This is a genomic window from Arthrobacter sp. FW306-1B-G06A (genome assembly GCF_058781765.1).
In genome coordinates, this window is the sequence record NZ_JBYSXB010000052.1 from 1 (window position 1) to 18,092 (window position 18,092).

Annotated in this window: 18 protein-coding genes; 11 read left to right on the forward strand and 7 right to left on the reverse strand. The window is 64.8% G+C overall.

Annotated features, from left to right (window positions below):
* A partial coding sequence (locus AC3WJM_RS20725) for an RCC1 domain-containing protein (protein ID WP_492272834.1) occupies positions 1-1,276 on the forward strand: 1,276 nt, incomplete at its 5' end.
* Positions 1,277-1,319: 43 nt separating this feature from the next.
* On the opposite strand, the gene AC3WJM_RS20730 is transcribed toward AC3WJM_RS20725, so the two are convergent.
* Positions 1,320-2,582 carry an acyl-CoA dehydrogenase family protein gene (locus tag AC3WJM_RS20730; RefSeq protein WP_492272835.1) on the reverse strand — a complete coding sequence of 421 codons (1,263 nt, stop codon included), beginning with the start codon at positions 2,580-2,582 and terminating at the stop codon, positions 1,320-1,322.
* Positions 2,579-3,370, reverse strand: a complete 792-nt coding sequence (locus AC3WJM_RS20735) for an SDR family NAD(P)-dependent oxidoreductase (protein ID WP_059388556.1) — start codon at positions 3,368-3,370, stop codon at positions 2,579-2,581. The genes AC3WJM_RS20730 and AC3WJM_RS20735 overlap by 4 nt, the downstream gene beginning before the upstream one ends.
* Positions 3,371-3,480: 110 nt before the next feature.
* Here AC3WJM_RS20735 and AC3WJM_RS20740 point away from each other — a divergent pair, with 110 nt between their 5' ends.
* Positions 3,481-4,653, forward strand: a complete 1,173-nt coding sequence (locus AC3WJM_RS20740) for a glycoside hydrolase family 76 protein (RefSeq protein WP_492272836.1) — start codon at positions 3,481-3,483, stop codon at positions 4,651-4,653.
* A 29-nt stretch (positions 4,654-4,682) separates the two neighbouring features.
* Entirely contained in the window at positions 4,683-5,180 is a 498-nt protein-coding gene (locus AC3WJM_RS20745) for a hypothetical protein (protein ID WP_492272837.1), read from the forward strand.
* 3 nt (positions 5,181-5,183) lie between these two features.
* On the opposite strand, the gene AC3WJM_RS20750 is transcribed toward AC3WJM_RS20745, so the two are convergent.
* Entirely contained in the window at positions 5,184-5,786 is a 603-nt protein-coding gene (locus AC3WJM_RS20750; protein WP_492272838.1) for a YdeI/OmpD-associated family protein, read from the reverse strand.
* 291 nt (positions 5,787-6,077) lie between these two features.
* Between AC3WJM_RS20750 and AC3WJM_RS20755 the strand changes: the two genes are divergently transcribed.
* From AC3WJM_RS20755 to tgt, 4 genes are all read left to right on the forward strand, one after another.
* Positions 6,078-6,617 (forward strand): NUDIX hydrolase family protein, encoded by a 540-nt coding sequence (locus AC3WJM_RS20755; protein WP_059388553.1) that lies wholly within the window; start codon positions 6,078-6,080, stop codon positions 6,615-6,617.
* A 106-nt stretch (positions 6,618-6,723) separates the two neighbouring features.
* The gene (locus tag AC3WJM_RS20760) at positions 6,724-7,773 is read left to right on the forward strand and encodes a DUF6707 family protein (RefSeq protein ID WP_492272839.1); all 1,050 of its coding nucleotides are present in this window, start codon (positions 6,724-6,726) and stop codon (positions 7,771-7,773) included.
* Between the two features lie 61 nt (positions 7,774-7,834).
* The gene (locus tag AC3WJM_RS20765; protein WP_059388552.1) at positions 7,835-8,560 is read left to right on the forward strand and encodes an SRPBCC family protein; all 726 of its coding nucleotides are present in this window, start codon (positions 7,835-7,837) and stop codon (positions 8,558-8,560) included.
* Positions 8,561-8,611: 51 nt separating this feature from the next.
* Positions 8,612-9,946, forward strand: a complete 1,335-nt coding sequence (gene tgt, locus AC3WJM_RS20770; protein WP_332602641.1) for a tRNA guanosine(34) transglycosylase Tgt — start codon at positions 8,612-8,614, stop codon at positions 9,944-9,946.
* A 63-nt stretch (positions 9,947-10,009) separates the two neighbouring features.
* Here the strand turns inward: tgt and AC3WJM_RS20775 are convergent, their stop codons facing one another.
* From AC3WJM_RS20775 to AC3WJM_RS20785, 3 genes are all read right to left on the reverse strand, one after another.
* Positions 10,010-11,515: a DUF6297 family protein gene (locus tag AC3WJM_RS20775; protein ID WP_492272849.1), complete on the reverse strand. Its 1,506-nt coding sequence runs from the start codon at positions 11,513-11,515 to the stop codon at positions 10,010-10,012.
* 2 nt (positions 11,516-11,517) lie between these two features.
* Entirely contained in the window at positions 11,518-12,204 is a 687-nt protein-coding gene (locus tag AC3WJM_RS20780) for an ABC transporter ATP-binding protein (protein ID WP_284988682.1), read from the reverse strand.
* 182 nt (positions 12,205-12,386) lie between these two features.
* The gene (locus AC3WJM_RS20785; protein ID WP_059388549.1) at positions 12,387-13,088 is read right to left on the reverse strand and encodes a queuosine precursor transporter; all 702 of its coding nucleotides are present in this window, start codon (positions 13,086-13,088) and stop codon (positions 12,387-12,389) included.
* Positions 13,089-13,480: 392 nt separating this feature from the next.
* Here AC3WJM_RS20785 and AC3WJM_RS20790 point away from each other — a divergent pair, with 392 nt between their 5' ends.
* Genes AC3WJM_RS20790 through AC3WJM_RS20800 form a run of 3 tightly spaced genes read left to right on the forward strand, consistent with a single transcriptional unit; the run spans position 13,481 to position 15,053 of the window.
* Positions 13,481-13,846: an iron chaperone gene (locus AC3WJM_RS20790; RefSeq protein ID WP_284988681.1), complete on the forward strand. Its 366-nt coding sequence runs from the start codon at positions 13,481-13,483 to the stop codon at positions 13,844-13,846.
* Between the two features lie 31 nt (positions 13,847-13,877).
* Positions 13,878-14,411 carry a DUF6036 family nucleotidyltransferase gene (locus AC3WJM_RS20795; RefSeq protein WP_492272840.1) on the forward strand — a complete coding sequence of 178 codons (534 nt, stop codon included), beginning with the start codon at positions 13,878-13,880 and terminating at the stop codon, positions 14,409-14,411.
* A 48-nt stretch (positions 14,412-14,459) separates the two neighbouring features.
* Positions 14,460-15,053, forward strand: a complete 594-nt coding sequence (locus tag AC3WJM_RS20800) for a dihydrofolate reductase family protein (protein ID WP_492272841.1) — start codon at positions 14,460-14,462, stop codon at positions 15,051-15,053.
* A gap of 22 nt (positions 15,054-15,075) precedes the next feature.
* On the opposite strand, the gene AC3WJM_RS20805 is transcribed toward AC3WJM_RS20800, so the two are convergent.
* Positions 15,076-16,587 carry a helix-turn-helix domain-containing protein gene (locus tag AC3WJM_RS20805; protein ID WP_441432910.1) on the reverse strand — a complete coding sequence of 504 codons (1,512 nt, stop codon included), beginning with the start codon at positions 16,585-16,587 and terminating at the stop codon, positions 15,076-15,078.
* A gap of 155 nt (positions 16,588-16,742) precedes the next feature.
* Here AC3WJM_RS20805 and aceA point away from each other — a divergent pair, with 155 nt between their 5' ends.
* The gene (aceA, locus tag AC3WJM_RS20810) at positions 16,743-18,062 is read left to right on the forward strand and encodes an isocitrate lyase (RefSeq protein ID WP_492272842.1); all 1,320 of its coding nucleotides are present in this window, start codon (positions 16,743-16,745) and stop codon (positions 18,060-18,062) included.
* Positions 18,063-18,092 lie beyond the last annotated feature (30 nt).

Consider the following 18,092-nt stretch of genomic DNA (forward strand, 5'->3'; position numbering starts at 1 on the left):
TGATCAGTCCTCCCTGCCAGGCACGCTGCCCGGCGTGTCAGACCAACCCCTGAATCCACCGTTTATCGGACAGTCCCGCATCTGGGGCGACAATCGCTACGGGCAGCTTGGCAATGGCACCTATACGGACAGTCTTTCGGCGATCGGTGTTTCGGGATTGACCGATGTGGTCATGACTGCTCAAGGTCGCGCCAATAGGTATGCGTTGCGCGCTGACGGCACGGTTTGGGCTTGGGGTATCAACTACTGGGGTCAACTGGGCGACGGCACCACCGAGTACCGGAACACCCCGGTTCAAGTCGCGGGCCTGACAGGGGTGACCTCCATCGTCGCCAATACGGACAACGCCTATGCATTGTTGGCCGATGGGACGGTCCGGGCATGGGGAAACAACTACGACGGCCAGTTGGGAAACGGCACCCGCGGGTATAGTCCCACCACTGGCTACAACAGCGCCTTGTCCTTTAGCAGCACCCCGGTCCAGGTTGTTGGCCTGACGGGAGTTGCTTCCCTCAGCGCTACATTTAGTGCGACTTATGCGTTGTTGACCGACGGAACGGTCCGGGCTTGGGGCGAAAACAGTGACGGTGCGCTCGGGGATGGCACCACGATCAACAGGGACGCTCCGGTCAAAGTGTCCGGCCTCGCGCGCGTCGAATCACTTTCCACTTGCTGGGGGAACGCATATGCCCTTCTGACCGACGGAACGGTCCGTGCCTGGGGAAACAACCTGAGCAGCGAGCTTGGTTCCGGCAGTTCGGCACCGCAAAGCGCCATCCCCGTTCAGGTCGCCGGCCTTTCCGGCGTTGCCTCCCTCGCGGTTGACGGGGGACATGCCTATGCGCTCCTTACCGATGGCACGGTTCGCGCTTGGGGACTTCACGCCGGAGAACTGGGCGGCGGCCCGATCGGCCAAAACAGCAGCATCCCGGTTAGGGTCCCTGGTCTCACCGCGGTCGCTTCGATCTCGGTCAGCTACGGCACGAGCTATGCAGTGTTGGCTGACGGGACGGTCCGCGCCTGGGGCTACAACCCGAACGGGCAGGTTGGAAACGGGACCACCACCCATACCGCATCCCCCGCCCGAGTCACCGGCCTGAGCAGGGTCGCCTCGATCACGTCGAACGGATTCAGCACGTACGCCCTTCTCACCGACGGGACCGTCCGGGCATGGGGCTACAACGGAGAAGGCCAGCTCTCCAATGGCACCAAGGTGAGCAGCAGCACTCCCGTGCAGGTCCAAGGGCTCACCAACGTGAGGCGACTCGCGATGTAGGCAGCCGGTTCCGCAAACCGGCGCGATACTCCGCCAAAAGCCCTCAAACGATCGCGGAAACCCCTGTCACGGCCCGGCCCACGATGAGCGAGTTGATCTCGAACGATCCTTCATAGGTGTAGATCGCCTCAGCATCGGCAAAGATCTTTGCCATCCGGTAGTCGGTCACGATGCCGTTCCCGCCCAGGATGGATCGGCCCATCGCCACGGTTTCGCGCATACGGGCGCTGCAGTACGCCTTGGCCAGGGCCACCTGGGCCATTTGGGCTCCGCCGTGCCGCACTCCCTTGCTGTCCGTGTAGATATCCTCCTGCAGCTGGGCGATCCGCACCATCATCCCCATGCTTGCCACGGCATTTCCGAGCATGTCCACCAATTGCTGCTGGATGAGTTGGAACTTCGCCAGCGGGCGGCCGAACTGATGGCGGTCAAGCGCATACTGGCGGGCGACGTCGAATGCCGCCAACTGCTGCCCCACGGCCTGCCAGGCCACCATGAGCCTGGATCCGCGTAGAAGGTGGTTGGTGTCGGCGAAGCTGTTGATCCCGGAAAAACGATCGGCCTCAAAAACCCGGACGTCTTTGAGGACAATGTCAGCGTTTTGCACGGTGCGCAGTGCGATCTTGTTCTCGATCTTGGTTCGGGTCACGCCAGGCAGCGTGCCGTCCACGATGAAGCCGCGAATAGCTCCGTCGGCTTCGTCCCGGGCCCAGACCAGCATGTGGTCGCAGAACGTCCCGTTACCGATCCAGCGCTTGGCGCCGTTCAGCACCCAGTAGTCGCCGCCGTCGTCGGCTCCCCCGGGGACCCGGCGGGCCACAGTCTGCAGGCCGCCGGCCACGTCGGATCCGTGATCCGGTTCCGTGAGCGCAAACGCACCAGTGGTCCGCAGATTGGAGGCGTCGTCGAGGTAGCGGTCCTGTTGATCCTTGGAGCCGAACTCGTACAGCGCCTCGATGAAAAGGTCGTGGTGGACCATGAAGAACGTGGCAATGGAGGTGTCCACGCGGGTCATTTCCGCGATCACGAGCCCTGCGAACAGGTTGCTGTAGCCGCGGTGCGTGGGGGTGCTCAGGCGAAGGGCCGCGAGCTTGGGCAGGATGTGCGCCGGGAACTCAGCTTTGTCCCACCAATCCTTGGCATACGGCGCGATTTCCGTGGCCAGGAATTGCCGGAGCTCGTTGAGCTTGCGCTGTTCCTGGACGCTGAGGAGGGACTCGAAATCGAAAAAGTCTGCCCCCGGCAAAGAAGGCAGCGAACCAGCCGGGTGTCCGACGGCGGCCGCGAGCTTGTGCGTCTGGCTCACTTCGGTGCCATCCGGATTGCGCCGTCGAGGCGGATGGTTTCGCCGTTGAGCATGGCATTCTCCACGATGTGCGCCACGAGGTTGGCGTACTCGGCGGGGCGGCCAAGACGCGCCGGGTGCGGCACCTGCTGGCCCAGGGAGAGCTGTGCGTCCTGGGGCAAGCCGGCCAGCATCGGGGTTTCGAAGATGCCTGGCGCAATGGCCATGACGCGCACCAGCGAGCGCGCAAATTCACGGGCCAGGGGCAATGTCATCGCGGCCACGGCCCCCTTGGACGCAGCATACGCAGGCTGTCCGATCTGGCCGTCGAAAGCCGCCACAGAGGCTGTGTTGATGATGACTCCGCGTTCCTCGCCACCAAGTTCGGTGGACGCAGGTTCGTTCCGGGCCATCGCGGCGGCAGCGAGGCGGATCACGTTGAAGGTGCCCACGAGGTTGATCTGGATGACCCTGTTGAAGTTCTCGAGCGGCAGCACACCGTCTTTGCCCAGTACTTTGCCCGGGGTTGCTACGCCAGCACAGTTGACCAGGATCCGGAGCGGGCCCAGCGCGACGGCAGCATCGACGGCGGCCTGCACCTGCTCTTCGTTCGTGACGTCGGCGGGGACGAACACGGCCCTGCCGTCGGCTCCCGCGGCATTGAGTTCGGCGGCGAGGGACTCGCCGGGAGATGAGTGGAGGTCAAGCAGCACTACCGACGCTCCGGCGTCGAGCAATCGCCTTGCGGTTGCGGCCCCCAAACCCGAAGCCCCGCCGGTTATCAACGCAACTGCGCCCTTGATGTCCATCCATCCTCCTCGATGCAGAACCAAAATCCGTTAATGAATGTTAACTGAATCACTTTGATTGTGCACTGGTGAGGGGCCTGCGGCCAAGCGCGCGGCGTTAGGCTGTCACCATGTCCGCCGCCGACACCCCGCAAGGCACCCCCGGAACACCGGATTGGGCCGCGCGGGCCGACCACGCCGCACGCTCGGTGACCCGGCATTTCGGACGGCGCCTCCTCTTCCTTCCAGGAACCCACCTTGCGGCGTCGGTCCGGCCCTCCAGCCATTCTCCGTTTCAGTCGTGGAACTACTGGTGGCAGGCGCACTACGTCGATTGCCTCGTGGACGCGGGGTTGCGCGAACTGGCCTCGGGATCAAGGTTCGACGGCGGTGATCGCCCTAGTGCCGGCGAGCTCGCTTCACGCGTGGTCGCCAGCATCCGGCTGCGCAACTTCCTGCGCTACGTCAACAGCTACTACGACGACATGGCGTGGCTGGCCCTCGCCGTGCTGCGCTTGGATTCCTTGGCCGCGCGGGCGCAGAAGCCTGGCCGACGACGCAACGCCCGGTTGCAGAAAAGCCTCTCTCCGCAGTTCGAATCGGCTTCCACCCAACACATGGGCGGCGGCACCTTCTGGAGCACCAAGCGCGATTTCAAGAACACCCCGGCCACGGCGCCGGTGGCCTTGCACTTCGCCCGGACCGGTCATCCAGTGCGGGCACAGGGGCTCCTGGACTGGCTCGACGCCACGCTCTTCGAACCCGCGCGCGGCCTATACCTCGACGGCGCGTGGATCAAGGAGGGCAAGCTCGTCGTCGCCGAAGAGATCTACACCTACAACCAGGGTCCAGTGCTCGGCGCCTTGTTGGAACTCGGTGGAGACGCGAACCTGGCACGCGCGGCCGCGTTGGTGGGCTCGGTGGCTGAGCATCTGACCGTCCGTGAGCCTGACACTCAGGGGAGGCTCGTTCTTCGCGGCGAGGGCACCGGCGACGGCGGGCTCTTCACCGGAATCCTCGTCAGATACTTGTCCCTCGCCGCCGGAGACCTGCGGTTGCCCGCGGCCACCCGGGCCACCGCCAGGGAGCTCGTGCTCGATACCGCGGAGGCTCTGTGGGCGGGACGGACGGTGCGCACCGACGATGCCAACGAAGCTTCCGGAAAGGACGACGGCGGCTGGCCCGTCTTCTCGACGGAACCGCAGCGCCCGGCGGCCGAGACGTACGCGCCGGGCACCGCCGTCGAACTCTCCACCCAGCTGCAGGCGTGGATGGTGTTGGAAGCCGCCGCGCGCGTTCAATAATTGTCAGTGCCGGGGCCTAGTCTGGAGCTGTGAACCCGATACCCGTCACTGTGGTCGGTGCGCCGCCGGAATGGTGGCAGATCGTTGGCGCGCTCAGCCCGCTCGCTGTCCTTGTCGCGGCGATGGTTGCCGCGATCGTAGGCCTCCTGTCCCTGCGGCAGAAGGCGCGCGCGGATGACAGGTCCGAGTGGTGGCGCCGCGCTCAATGGGCCCTCGACGCGTCCCTGTCCCGCAGCCGCTCCGAGGCGGAAATGGGCCAGAAGGCCATCGAGATTCTGGGCCACAGCGAACTCGCGTCACGGGAGGAACTCGCGCTCCTCAAAGTCGGCACTGAGGACGCGCTCCTGGCAGCCGCCACGGCGTCCGGACCCCGCGCCGTCGTCCCCTCACAGCGTCCCGCCTCGGTGGGCGCCGAGGACCGCAAGGTGCAGATCGCCGCTGCCAAGGCCAGGGTCTTGCTAGATAAGCGGCTCGGTGGGGACACTCCAGGCTGGATCGTCGCCCTATCCCGGGAGAAGTCCGAGTAGGTCCTACTCTGCCACCGCGGGCTTTTTCTTCTGCGGATACGGGGTCTCCTGGCGCGCCAACATCTCGACAAAGCCAGCGATCTTCCTGGCCCGCGTCTCCGCCTTCTTCACCGAGTTGGTGCGGTAGATCAGGGAATAGCGGTTGACCGCGGTCAGCACATCGAACATCGCCTGGGCTTCGGGAACCGCGGCGATGGCGGCGGCGAGGTCCTCGGGGACTTCCGCGTCCGCTTGGCCCACATAGGCAGCTTCCCAACGACCGTCCGCCTTGGCGCTGTCGACGGCGGCCCATCCGGCCGGAGTCATCTTGCCTTCAGTGTCCAAACGGGCAACGTGCCCCACGTTCCGCTTGGACCATGGGCTTTTGGGGCCGCGGCGGGTCATGCGCTGGTAGACGCTTTCGTCGTCGCGCCTTCTGCCTTGGCCGTCGATCCAGCCGAAGCAAAGCGCTTCATCCAAGGCCGCGGCGTAATCGAGTTCCGTCACGTTGCCGCCCTTCTTGTGCAGCACGAGCCACACGCCCGGGCTATCGGCGCCGTTCTTTTCGAGCCAGGACCGCCACTCGGCAGCATCTTTGACGATCAGTTCTTCAAGTTCAACAGCCATGGCCCCATTCTGGTGCCAGGTAGGCTGTGGCGAAAGCCCACTGACTTCACGCCCAACCCTCGCTCACCTATATGGGCCCTTACCCCGACGCTCGCTCACGTATATCGGCCTTTCCGGAAACGCTCGCTCAGATCATCTGAGCGAGGGATCCCGAGTTTGGCCACATACGTGAGCGAGCGTCGCCCGATTCGACGACATAAGTGAGCGAGCGTGCAGGAGTTTGGCTCGACGCAATCCTGGCTGTCTGATTCGTACGGCATGGAACAGCACGGGATGGGGTAGAACTTAACCATGAGTGTTCGTACCCCTGACCCGTACTCCGGCTGGCTTTCCGATGAAGACCTCTTCGAAGCCCGCGGCCGCCTCCCCATGGTTTACGTGGAGGCGGTTCCCGTGCGTCTGGATCCGCTCGGATTCGTCAACGAGGTAGGCACCCTTCTGCAAGGCGACGCTGACGGCACCATGGTCCGTTCCTTCGTGTCCGGCCGCGTGCTGTATCGCGAAACTATCCGGGCCGCGCTGTTGCGCCACATGGAAAAGGACCTCGGCCCGCTGGCCTTCCCGCAATTGCCCGTCAGTCCCGTGCCGTTCACGGTGGCCGAGTACTTCCCGGCACCGTCGCAGACCGGCTTCACGGACGACCGCCAACACGCCGTGTCCCTTGTTTACGTCATCCCCGTGACGGGCGAGTGCGAACCTCGCCAGGACGCCCTCGAGCTGACGTGGATGACTCCGCAGGAAATCCTCAGCGACGACGTCCAGCAGGAATTCAGCGGCGGCCGCGGCAATCTGGTGCGCCAGGCTCTGGCCTTCGCCGGCGTCGGACAGTAGCCCGCGCAGTTAGTAGCGGCAGCGCGGGTAATAGCCGCCTCCCCGATTTGCTCGGTGGGGTTTTATAGACTGTTGGGCGGACCCCAAGAGAACCAAAGGACTTCCGATGACTCACAGCCCAGCCGACCAGCAGTACCGTGAAAAGCAGGCTGGGGCCCTGCAAATCGGGGACTACCTGTTCCTCCCTGGTGATGGTCCCGCGGAGCAAATCACCCAGATCGAGCTCGAACACGACGATTTTGGCGTGCCCGCGCTCATCCTTGTGACCACGCTCGACGGCGGGAACGTGCGGATCGCGATCGGGTCCAGCGTTCCGGTGGGCGAAGCGACCGCCATCCCGGACGTCGCCGACACGCCGCTCGCCGAAGTTCCGGCCCCGCTCGCCGAAGAGCCGGCCCTGGAGCCGGATACTAGCGACGCGCCCGACGGCGGTACCTCCGACGGCGGCGACGCACCCGCGGAAGCCGTTCCCGCCGTCGTCGTGCCTCCTTTGCCTGCGGTGGCACCGACTGTCAGCCGGCCGGCGGGGCCGGATCCCGCGCAGCTCGCCCTGATCCCCGAACCGACAGACTCTCCCGAGAACATCGTGGGCGCCGCTGGCGAAGCCCACCCCGGCCGGAATGGGGTCGCGGTGCTGAGCGAGCGCCTCGTGAAGGGCATCAATACGAAGTCGGGAAGCTGCCTGCGGGACCTGAGCGACCTGGCCCACGACCTTTTCATCGAGCTGCGGGATCCGGACCGCGCCCTCGCGGTGGCCGATATTCTCAATGTGCTCCCCTACGACGGAAACCGCGACCGGTGGATGTCCGTTGAACGTTCCCTCGCACTTTCCAGCTTCATTTGCCGTGAGCTCGGCCAAACGGAACGCGCGGCAGTCTACGATCAACTCCTGCAAGCCCCGGACACCGTGGAGACAGACCCGTTCAAGGCCCGGATCGCCGCCAAAGTCCGGCAGCGCGGGCTCAACGAACCGAACCTCTACGACAAGGAAATCTTCCGCTCCATCGACAACGGCAACCGCGATGCCGAGCGCGAATGGCGGCTGCTCCGGCTCGAAACCCTGCTGTTCCTCCGCTCGCACGGCGGCTCGAACACCCTGGGCGTGGGGGAACTCGATCACCGGATCGCGAACGAACTCGAGGCCGTGCGGGCGTAGGCGCTATCGGAGGATTTCGCAAGACCTGTCGCGTTCGCGCCAACGGCGGTAGATTCGGGCCATGACGAACAATCTGAGCGTTGTTGTTAATGCCGACGCGCAGCAAGTTTGGACTTCGCTGCGCGAACCGTCGCTCGTGGCTCAATGGCACGGCTGGGAGGCCGACGAACTCGGCGACGAAATCAACCAGATCTACTTCAGCACCGACGTGGTCGAGGGTCCCGACCACACAAGCCTCACTGTGAACGGCGGCGACGTCTTCGAGCTCACCCCGGTCAGCGGAGGCACCGAGGTCCGCGTGACGCGGGCAGCCCTGGACCATGATTCCGAATGGGCCGCGTGGGACGAAGACATCACCCAGGGCTGGCTGACGTTCCTGCACCAGCTCCGATTCGCCCTGGAACGCCATCCGCACGGGCACCGGCGCACGCATTTTGTCTCCCTGCCTGGCGGCAGCGGATCCGGGATCCAGAAACTTGGACTGGCCGACGTCCCGGCACCTGGCGAGGAATACTCGCTCACGCTACCCACGGGCGAGGCCCTCTCCGGCAAGGTCTGGTTCCGGAGCAACCACCAGGTGGGCCTCACCGTCCACAGTTACGCGGAACATGGCGACGGGCTGCTGATTGTGGCTGACCAGCCGGTGATTCCGGAGAAGAGGCCCGACGGCGGCACGATCGTGATCGCTTCGACCTACGACCTGGGCGCGGCCAGCCTGGACTCGATCCGCTCCCACTGGGACAGCTGGAAGGCTGAGAACTACCCCACAGAGGTGCATTCGCACTGACGATTCACGCTCCGGGGCTGGCAGACTGTAACGGTGCCAGCCGATTCTTCCGTGCCCCATTCCGGGTCTAACTCCGAGTCCGATCCGTCCACGCTCGCAGCTGCCCAGCAGTCCGCGTTTTCCTTCGAGGTGGGTGCGCGGCTCAGCGAAACGCGCCCGCCGTCGTCGGGCTTCTTGAACGCCGACGGCGGCAGCCGTCACGACGGCGGCCAGCGCGGAGAGTTCCTGGGCCGCACCGGCACCATCACCACCCCGCACGGCCAGATCCAGACGCCCGCGTTCATCGCCGTCGGGACGAAAGCCACTGTCAAAGCCGTTCTGCCCGAATCCATGAAGGAGCTCGGCGCGCAGGCTTTGCTGGCCAACGCCTACCACCTGTATCTGCAGCCAGGGCCGGAGATCCTCGACGCGGCGGGCGGTCTTGGCGCCTTCATGAACTGGGACGGACCCACATTCACGGACTCGGGCGGATTCCAGGTGATGAGCCTCGGCTCGGGGTTCAAGAAGGTCATCGACATGACCTCCGTGGATGCGTCGGGGCCAGACGATGCCGTGGCCCCGGGCAAGGAGCGGCTGGCGCACGTGGATGAGGACGGCGTCTGGTTCAAGTCGCACTTGAACGGGGACAGGCACCGTTTCTCGCCGGAGATCTCCATGCGGGTGCAGCACCAGATCGGCGCAGACATTATGTTCGCCTTCGACGAGCTGACCACCCTGCAGAATTCCCGCGGCTACCAGGAGGAATCCCTGGAGCGCACACGTCGTTGGGCCGAGCGCTGCGTGGTGGAGCATGAGAGGCTGACGGCGGAGCGGGTGGGCAAGCCCTACCAAGCCCTGTTCGGCGTCATCCAGGGGGCGCAGTACGAGGACCTCCGCCGCAAGGCCTGCCGGGATCTTGGTGGGATGCCCTTTGACGGTTTCGGCATCGGCGGTGCACTGGAGAAGGAGAACCTCGGCACCATTGTGCGTTGGTGCAACGAGGAACTTCCCGAGAACAAGCCCCGCCACCTCCTGGGCATCTCCGAGCCGGACGATATCTTCACGTCCATCGAAAACGGTGCCGACACCTTCGATTGCGTCTCCCCCACCCGCGTGGCCCGCAACTCGGCGTTTTATACTCCGTCCGGTCGGTTCAACCTTTCCGGGGCCCGCTACAAATCGGATTTCGGACCCTTGCAGGACGGTTGCGATTGCTACACCTGCGCCAACTATTCGCGCGCGTATATCCACCACCTGTACAAGGCCCATGAACTGCTCTCGCACACGCTCATCTCCATCCACAACGAGCGCTTCGTGGTGAAGATGGTGGACGACGCCCGCTTGGCCATCGAATCCGGGGACTTCTTCGAGTTCAAGGCCGAGACGTTGGGGCGGTACTACTCATAGGGTCCCGGTCGCTTCCCGGCGAGGCGACCTGCCGTCGTCGTCGAGATCGCGCCGGGGAGCCCCTCAGGGCCGGTCCGCCGTCGTCACGCCGATCACCAAGAGCACCACATTGAGCACGACGGCGGGCGTCACCAAAACCTCCGGCGCGTTGAACAGCATGCCCAAGGCCAAAGGCGCCAGGGCGAAGAGGCACAGCACGTAGCCCCGGATCCTGGTTCCAAGCATGGCGGGTCCGCTCCGCCCAAGCTGCATCAGGTACACGAGCTTGGTCAGGTCTTCCTGCTGGCGGAAGGCTCGTCGCAGCATCCCCGCGCCCAAACCGCCTCCCGCCGCCGCACCCAGGACGAGGAGCTCCACCCGGAAGCCGCCCGCCAGCACGAAAAATCCGGCAGCCGCCGTCGTCCACAAACCCATCAGCATGACCGGCAGCGCGACGTGGACCCAGCGCGAAGCTGTCCTCGAAATCGGGAGGAGGGCGTCGAGGCTGGGGGCCATGCGCAATTGCCAAAGGGGCCCTGCCGCCGCTGTGGACGAGAAGATCGCCGCGGCAAGCAGCACCGGAAGCAGGATGACGGGTGAATCGAACGTCCGGACCAGCCCGGTCAAGGGAACGACGGCGAGACCCAGGCCCCAGCGCCACAGCCGCCCGGGTTGCCGGGCGAGCACAGTTGCCTCCGCGTGGAAGAGCGCGCCTGCTGCGGTGCTGGGCGTGCCGGGGAGCTTGACCCGGCTCCGTTTGCCGCCGCTGGAAAGCGAGGCACTGAGTTCCCCGGTGTCCATGAGCGTCAGTGCAGCCTGAACATGTCCCCTCGCGGACCCGGCTTTGAGCAGCGATGTCGTGCGGACGCTGGAAAGCTTGTTCCGCATCCCGAGCGCCGCCGCCACCAAAGCGACAGCAGGGGCAACGGCGAAGATCCAGTTCCCCTGCAGCGTCCCGAACAGCATCGCGCCGAGTGCGGCCGAAGCAGCCGCCAACAGCCAGTTCATCGGCCTACCTTGCCCGGCCGCCGCCCGTGAACGCGTCTGGGCGAACGCGGCCAGCGCGAGAATAGCGGCACCTGTCAGTGCCCCTGCCAGGACCCGTCCGGCAAACACCATCGCGTTCGAACCGCTGATGACTGCTACCGGAATGGTGGCGAGGGCTCCGACGACGGCGGCAGCCGAGACTGCGCGACGCAATCCTCGGGCTAGAAGCGGCTCGCGGTCGATAGCCAGCGAGTACCACCAGTGCCGCTGATTCGCCGTGATGGCGAGTGGCCCGAGCCTGCCCGCCACCCAATAGGCCGCGAGGCCCAAGAGCCCGAACCCAACCACCAGGCCGTATTCAACGGGGACCACGCCGTAGCCGACCGAAATCAGGTGGCCGCCGAAGCCATGCTCCGCTGCGGCAGTGAGCCCGTTGAGGAGGCCAATCGCGTAAATCAGGCCGACGCCGAACGTCAGGAACTGGATGTACAGTTCGTTGAGCCTGGAAAGCAAGGACTGGCCCCGCGGGCGAATCACCTTTCGAGTGGCACGCTCCGGGTCGAAATCCACGAACTCCGGCTGCGCTACGGCAGCAGTGGACATGCTCACCGGCGAATCCTTGCCACAGCCTCGTCCGTACTGACCACGCGCGCACCGCCGTCGTCGACTATTACCGCCCGGGTGCACGCCGCTTGGGCGACGTCCGCATCGTGCGTGACCATGACGACGGCGGCACTCTTCTTGGCAGTCCGGGCGATCCGCTGCGCAAGCAGGCCGCGCATGCGGGTATCGAGCCGCTGCTCCGGTTCGTCCAGGACAAGCAGTTCGAAGGGCCGGATGAATGCCGAGGCGAGGAGGAGTTTGCGGCGCTGTCCGGAGGAAAGCTGATCGGGAAAGGCATCGGCGGCGGTTTGAAGCTCGAAGAAGCCGATCTCTTCCTCCACAGCCCCGTCGGGGTTGGCGAGGCCATGCCCACGGGCCACCAAGGAAAGGTGCTCACGGACCGTGAGTGAATCGAAGTAGGCATCCTCATCCAGCAGCACCGAGACCTTGCTGCGGAAGAGGGCCGAGCGGTCGTCCGGCATCAAGCCAAGAACGTGAGCATCGCCCTCAATGGCGGCCTGGGCGCCAATCATCGTGCGCAGCAGGGTGGACTTGCCGGCACCGTTTTCGCCCACCATCCCGAGCACTTGCCCGGAGAAAACCTCGACGTCGAGCGGCCCGCACACAGCATGCTCGCCATAGCCTGCAACAAGATTCTCGGCCGTCAGAACGGCGCTTCCCAGCTTCATCCTCTGAAACTACCGGACTTCCCTGCGGTTCCCCTGAGCCGACGGCCGGACGCCCGCTCACATAAATGCCATCCCGGCCCGACGCCCGCTCACATATATCGCGTCCCGGCCCGACGCCCGCTCACATAAATGCCATCCCGGCCCGACGCCCGCTCACATAAATGCCGTCCTGGATTTCCTGCTCAGGCCCAGTAGCTGGGCTCGCGCTTCTTGATCCAGCCAATGACCAAGGACGTCACCGGCACGAGGATGTACTGGACGCCGACCTTGTACACGAAGCCAACCAGCACGTAGTTGACGAAGCTTCCGAAGTCCGTAATGCCAATGACCGATGCCGCGATGCTGCAGAAGATAAGCGTGTCCACGAATTCGCCGACCCCGGATGAGCCCATGAGCCGGGCCCAGAGAGTTCTCTCACCCGAACGGGCTTTCATCTTGACCAGGATCAGGGAGTTGATTGTCTGGCCAGCCAGGAATGCGAGAAGGGAAGCAAGGACGATCTGGGGAACCGGCCCCAGTGCGCCTTCGATGGCGGCCTGCTTGGCATTGCCGTAGTCGTCATTGAAACCCGGCAGCGCGATGATGATCCAGTAGCAGAGCGACGCGAATGCTGACAGCGCGAACGAGGTGATGATCGCTTTGCGGGCAACCTTGAATCCATAGATCTCGCTCATGACATCGCCAAGAATGTAGGCAAGCGGGAAGAGGAAGAATCCGCCATCGGTGATGATCGGACCGAAGACGACGCCTTTGGCAGCGCCAATATTGGACAGGATCAGCACGACGGCCATGCATGCCAGCATGATGCCAAAGTACGGGGAGCCTATCGACGCGAAGCGCGGCGCGGGTTTACTGAGGGTCTGGGATTCTGGTGCTGACGTCATAGCTTGTCCGTTCATAGTGGTTCGCGCAGGCGGCTGGAGTAAGCACGGCGCCCCGCTGTATTAGCACTGGTGGTGGACCCGCCTGCAAACCGCGGAGCCTTCCCCATTCTCGCATCGGGGAATCGAGAATTGTCAGGCGAACTCGCCACCGCCCAGGACGCGTGTCACCCCAGGTGAGCGAGCGTCCGGCCAAAACCCGACATAAGCGACCGAGCGTCCGGCCAAAACCCAACATAAGCGAGCGAGGGTCCGGCCCAAACCCAACATAAGCGAGCGAGCGTCGGGGTCGCCCCGGACCCGTTCGACCCCCTCTGGCGGGGCGGCGCGGGGTACGGCAAGCTTGGTCGAAGACCAGCAGAGCGGCGGGATACGGAACGGAGCGAGGGACGCACATGGCAGCGAACTTTGACACGGTGGACGACTACATCGCGGCGCAACCCGGCGAGGTCCAACCCATCCTTCACGAGATCCGACGGCGGGCCCTGGCAGCAGTGCCCGGAGCCGCGGACAGGATCAGTTACGGGATCCCCACCATCACGCTCGACGGCCACTACGTCGTGTATTTCGCGGCGTGGAAGCACCACATCTCCGTCTATCCAGTGCCCGACGGCGGCGAGGACTTCGAGCGCGAAATCGCCCCGTTCCGGGCGGCCAAGGGCACGTTGAAATTCCCCCTCGGGAAGCCGATGCCGTACGAGATCATCGAAGAGGTGGCGACGCTGCTGTCAGAGCGCGAGAGGCGACGGGGCGGGTACTGACAATCGGCCTGGGCAGGGGTACGGTACAGCCATGCGCCGCGATGAGCTCGAGCACGCCATCCGGGCCGCCACGGATATCATCCACGGCGACCGGGTAATCGTGATCGGCAGCCAGTCAATTCTGGGATCGTTCACGGAGGACCAATTACCTGCCACGATCACCATGTCGGATGCCGTCGACATCGCGCCGTTTTCCGACGACGACGCCGGCACGCTCGCGGACAGCATCGACTCTGTGCTTGGCGAGTGGTCGCCTTTCCACAAGGAGTTCGGGTTCTATGTCCAGGCGGCCGAAAGGGAGACCGCGGTGCTCCCCGACGACTGGGAGTACCGCCTGGTCGGCGTGCGCAATGAGCGGACCCGAAACAGCACCGGGCTTTGCCTGGACCCTTACGATCTCTGCGCGGCGAAGCTCATTGCTGCACGCCCCAAAGACCACGCGTTCGTTCTTGCACTCATCGAGTCATCCCTCATCGAGGCCGTCCGGCTCGTGGACAGAATCAGGCTGATAGACCCATCCGAGCCTCGACGGGATGCGGCTTTGTCTTGGGCCATGTCCGTTTGACCCGGCCCCGGCCGGCCCGAACCCGTCCGAAACCGAAGGAGCTAGGTAATGACCAAGGTAGTGGCGTTCATGTCGATGTCCCTCGACGGCTACGTGGCGGATCTCGAGGACGGCGTTGACGAGGTCTTCGACTGGTACTTCGCCGGCGACGTCGACGTCCCTACCTTCAACCCGGGCTTCGCGTTCCATGTTTCCGAATCGAGCGCTGAACACCTACGGGCTTTGATGGGCGAGGTAGGCGCGATGCTCACCGGGAGACGCACCTCCGACCGCGCCGACGCTTGGGGCGGCCAGCACCCGTTCGGCGTGCCTGCGTATGTGGTGACGCATCAGATGCCGGAGGGGTGGCCCCGCCCCGACACGGCGGTGCATTTCGTCACCGACGGCCTGGAAAGCGCCGTCGCGCAGGCAAAGGCCGCTGCCGGCGACAAGATCGTCGGCATGCACGGGCCGGACACCATTCGGCAGTGCCTCGATGCCGGCCTGCTGGACGAAATCCGCGTCGATCTGATTCCGCTGCTGCTCGGATCCGGTATCCGGATGTTCGACCGCGTTGGGAACGCGCCGCTCACTTTGGGCAACCCGACCGTCGTCGAGGGTGTGGGTGTCACGCACTTGAGCTACCCGGTCCTCAAGGAGTAGACCCCAAAAGCCCCGCACGAAACTACCCCGAGTGCGCCTCCAGGAACGCGTACACCTCGGTCTCGTCGACGCCGGGGAACGCGCCCGGCGGCATGGCGGCCAGCAGGTGCGAGTGGGCGCGGGCGGACGGCCAGGCGTTGCCTGCCCAGGATGAAGCCAACGACGCCGGCGGGCGCTTGCAGCAGTTCGGGTCCGGGCACGTCGAGGTAGCCCGCGCCGTCGTCTCCCTCCCGCGGAACCACTTCACGTGCTGGTACGGCACGCCGATGCTGAGCGAGAACTCTCCCGCCGCCGATCGCTCCGTGCGCGCCGTGCACCAATAGGTGCCGGAGACGGTGTCGGTGTACTGGCTGTAGGCGCTGAACTTGTCCGGAACGTCGAACACGGCACGCGAAGTCCAGGCTTTGCACGCCGGTTGGCCCTCAATGGCGCCGGTATGGTCCTGGGGGAAGGCCACGCCGTCGTTCTCGTAGGCCTTGTAGATGATGCCGCTCTGGTGGGTCTTCTGGAAGTGGGTGGTGATGCCCAGGTGTTTCGTCGCGAGGTTGGTGAAGCGGTGTGCCGCGGTTTCGTAGGAGACGGCGAAGGCGTCGCGGATGTCCTCCACCGCGATCTCCTTGGCGGCCTTCGCCTTCTGGAGGAACTCCAGGGTGGCGTTCTCGGGCAGGAGGAGAGCCGCGGCGAAGTAGTTCGTCGCGACGCGCTGCGCCAGGAAGTCGCCGTAGTTCTTGGGTGTCTCGTGGCCCAGGACGTAGTGTCCCAGGGCCTGCAGGAGGACCGAACGGGGATCGTGGTCCTGCCGCTGGCTCTGCGTGAGATAAATTCGGTGATTCTTTAGATCGGTCACTGAACGGGTGGAATGAGGCAGGTCGCCCACGTGGTGGAGCGTGAATCCGAGGTGGTCCGCGATGTCCGCAATGACGTGCTGGCTCAAGGGCCCGGTCGTGTATCCAACGCCTTTGAGGACCTTCTGCGCCTCGGCCTCGTACTCCGGAAAATAGTTGCCGCGCTCGCGCATCATGGCACGCAGTTCGCCGTTTGCGCGGCGAGCCTCTTCCGGCGTCGCGACCTGCTCGTTGAGCTTGCGTTCAAGCTCCTGCAGGAGGCCCACTTGCGACTCGAGAACATCGAGTGGAAGCCGCGAGCTGACACGGATTTTCGGCAGGTTCAACGACTCGTACAGGGGCCCGCGCTGGTACCGTTCGAGCTCGATTTCCAAGGCCGCCCGGCGGCTGGGCGGTTCCGCTCCGAGCAGCTGTTCGATGCCGACATTCAGTGCCGCCGCGAGCTGCTTCAGCAGGCCCAGTTTGGGCTCGCGCTTGCCGTTCTCAATGAGGCTCAGCTGGCTCGGGGCGGTCCCGACGGCGGCACTCACGTCGTCGAGGGTCAGTCCGGCCTGCTTGCGCAGATACCGCACGCGGCGGCCCAGGCTGATGACGTCCAGTTCGGCGGTGGAAGCGGACGACGACGGCGGCGGTACTTCGCGGTTCCAGCTCACAGGTGACATTTCTTGAGGATACGCGAAGAAGTGCATTTCTTTCCATGGTTTTTATCTAGAAAGCCTCTCGGAAGTGCTGAAAAGTAATAACCACGAAGTCCCGGTCGATCTGAAATGCAAAGGCGCAGCGAAGATCGGCCGGGGCGACATACACAGCAACACGCCAAAGTAGCGTCAAAGGAGACAGAACAATGACCGCAGCATTTGAACCAGGGCAGCCCACCTCCGCTCAGCAGCAGGCCGCAGCACTGGAGCTCGAATGGGCTGCCAACCCGCGTTGGGAAGGCGTCACCCGCGATTACTCGGCCACCGACGTCGTCCGCCTCCGCGGCCGCGTCTCCGAAGAACACACCCTGGCCAGGCGCGGCTCCGAGAAGCTGTGGAAGCAGCTCACGGAAGAGGCTAAGACCGGCGGTTACACCAACGCCCTCGGTGCGCTGACCGGCAACCAGGCGGTGCAGCAGGTCAAGGCCGGGCTGCGGGCCATCTACCTTTCCGGATGGCAGGTCGCGGCCGACGCCAACAACTCCGGCCACACCTACCCGGACCAGTCGCTGTACCCGGCGAACTCGGTCCCCACCGTCGTCCGCCGCATCAACAACGCCCTGCTCCGCGCCGACCAGATCGAATTCTCCGAAGGCATCCAGACCGTCGAGGACTGGCTGGTCCCGATCGTCGCCGACGCCGAAGCCGGTTTCGGCGGCCCGCTGAACGCCTACGAACTCATGAAATCCATGATCCAGGCCGGCGCCGCGGGCGTGCACTGGGAAGACCAGCTCGCGTCCGAGAAGAAGTGCGGCCACCTCGGCGGCAAGGTGCTCATCCCCACCCAACAGCACGTCCGGACCCTGAACGCCGCCCGCCTCGCGGCCGACGTCGCCGGCACACCGTCGGTGATCATCGCCCGCACCGACGCCGAGGCAGCCACCCTGATCACCTCCGACGTCGACGAGCGCGACCAGGAATTCATCACCGGCGAACGCACCGCTGAAGGCTTCTACAAGGTCCGCAACGGCATCGAACCCTGCATCGCCCGCGCCAAGGCCTACGCCCCGTATTCGGACCTCATCTGGATGGAAACGGGCACCCCGGACCTTGAGCTGGCCCGCAAGTTCGCCGAGTCCGTCAAGGCCGACTTCCCGGACCAGATGCTCTCCTACAACTGCTCCCCGTCGTTCAACTGGCGCAAGCACCTGGACGACGCCACCATCGCGAAGTTCCAGCGTGAACTCGGCGCCATGGGCTTCACCTTCCAGTTCATCACCCTGGCCGGCTTCCACGCCCTGAACTACTCGATGTTCGACCTCGCACACGGTTACGCCCGCGAAGGTATGAGCGCCTACGTCGAACTCCAGGAAAAGGAATTCGCCTCCGAGTCCCGCGGCTACACCGCAACCAAGCACCAGCGCGAAGTCGGCACCGGCTACTTCGACGACATCGCAACTGCGCTCAACCCCAACGCATCCACCCTGGCCCTGGTGGGATCCACCGAAGAAGGCCAGTTCCACTAACCTCCCGACGGCGGGCCGCTGCCCCAGCGG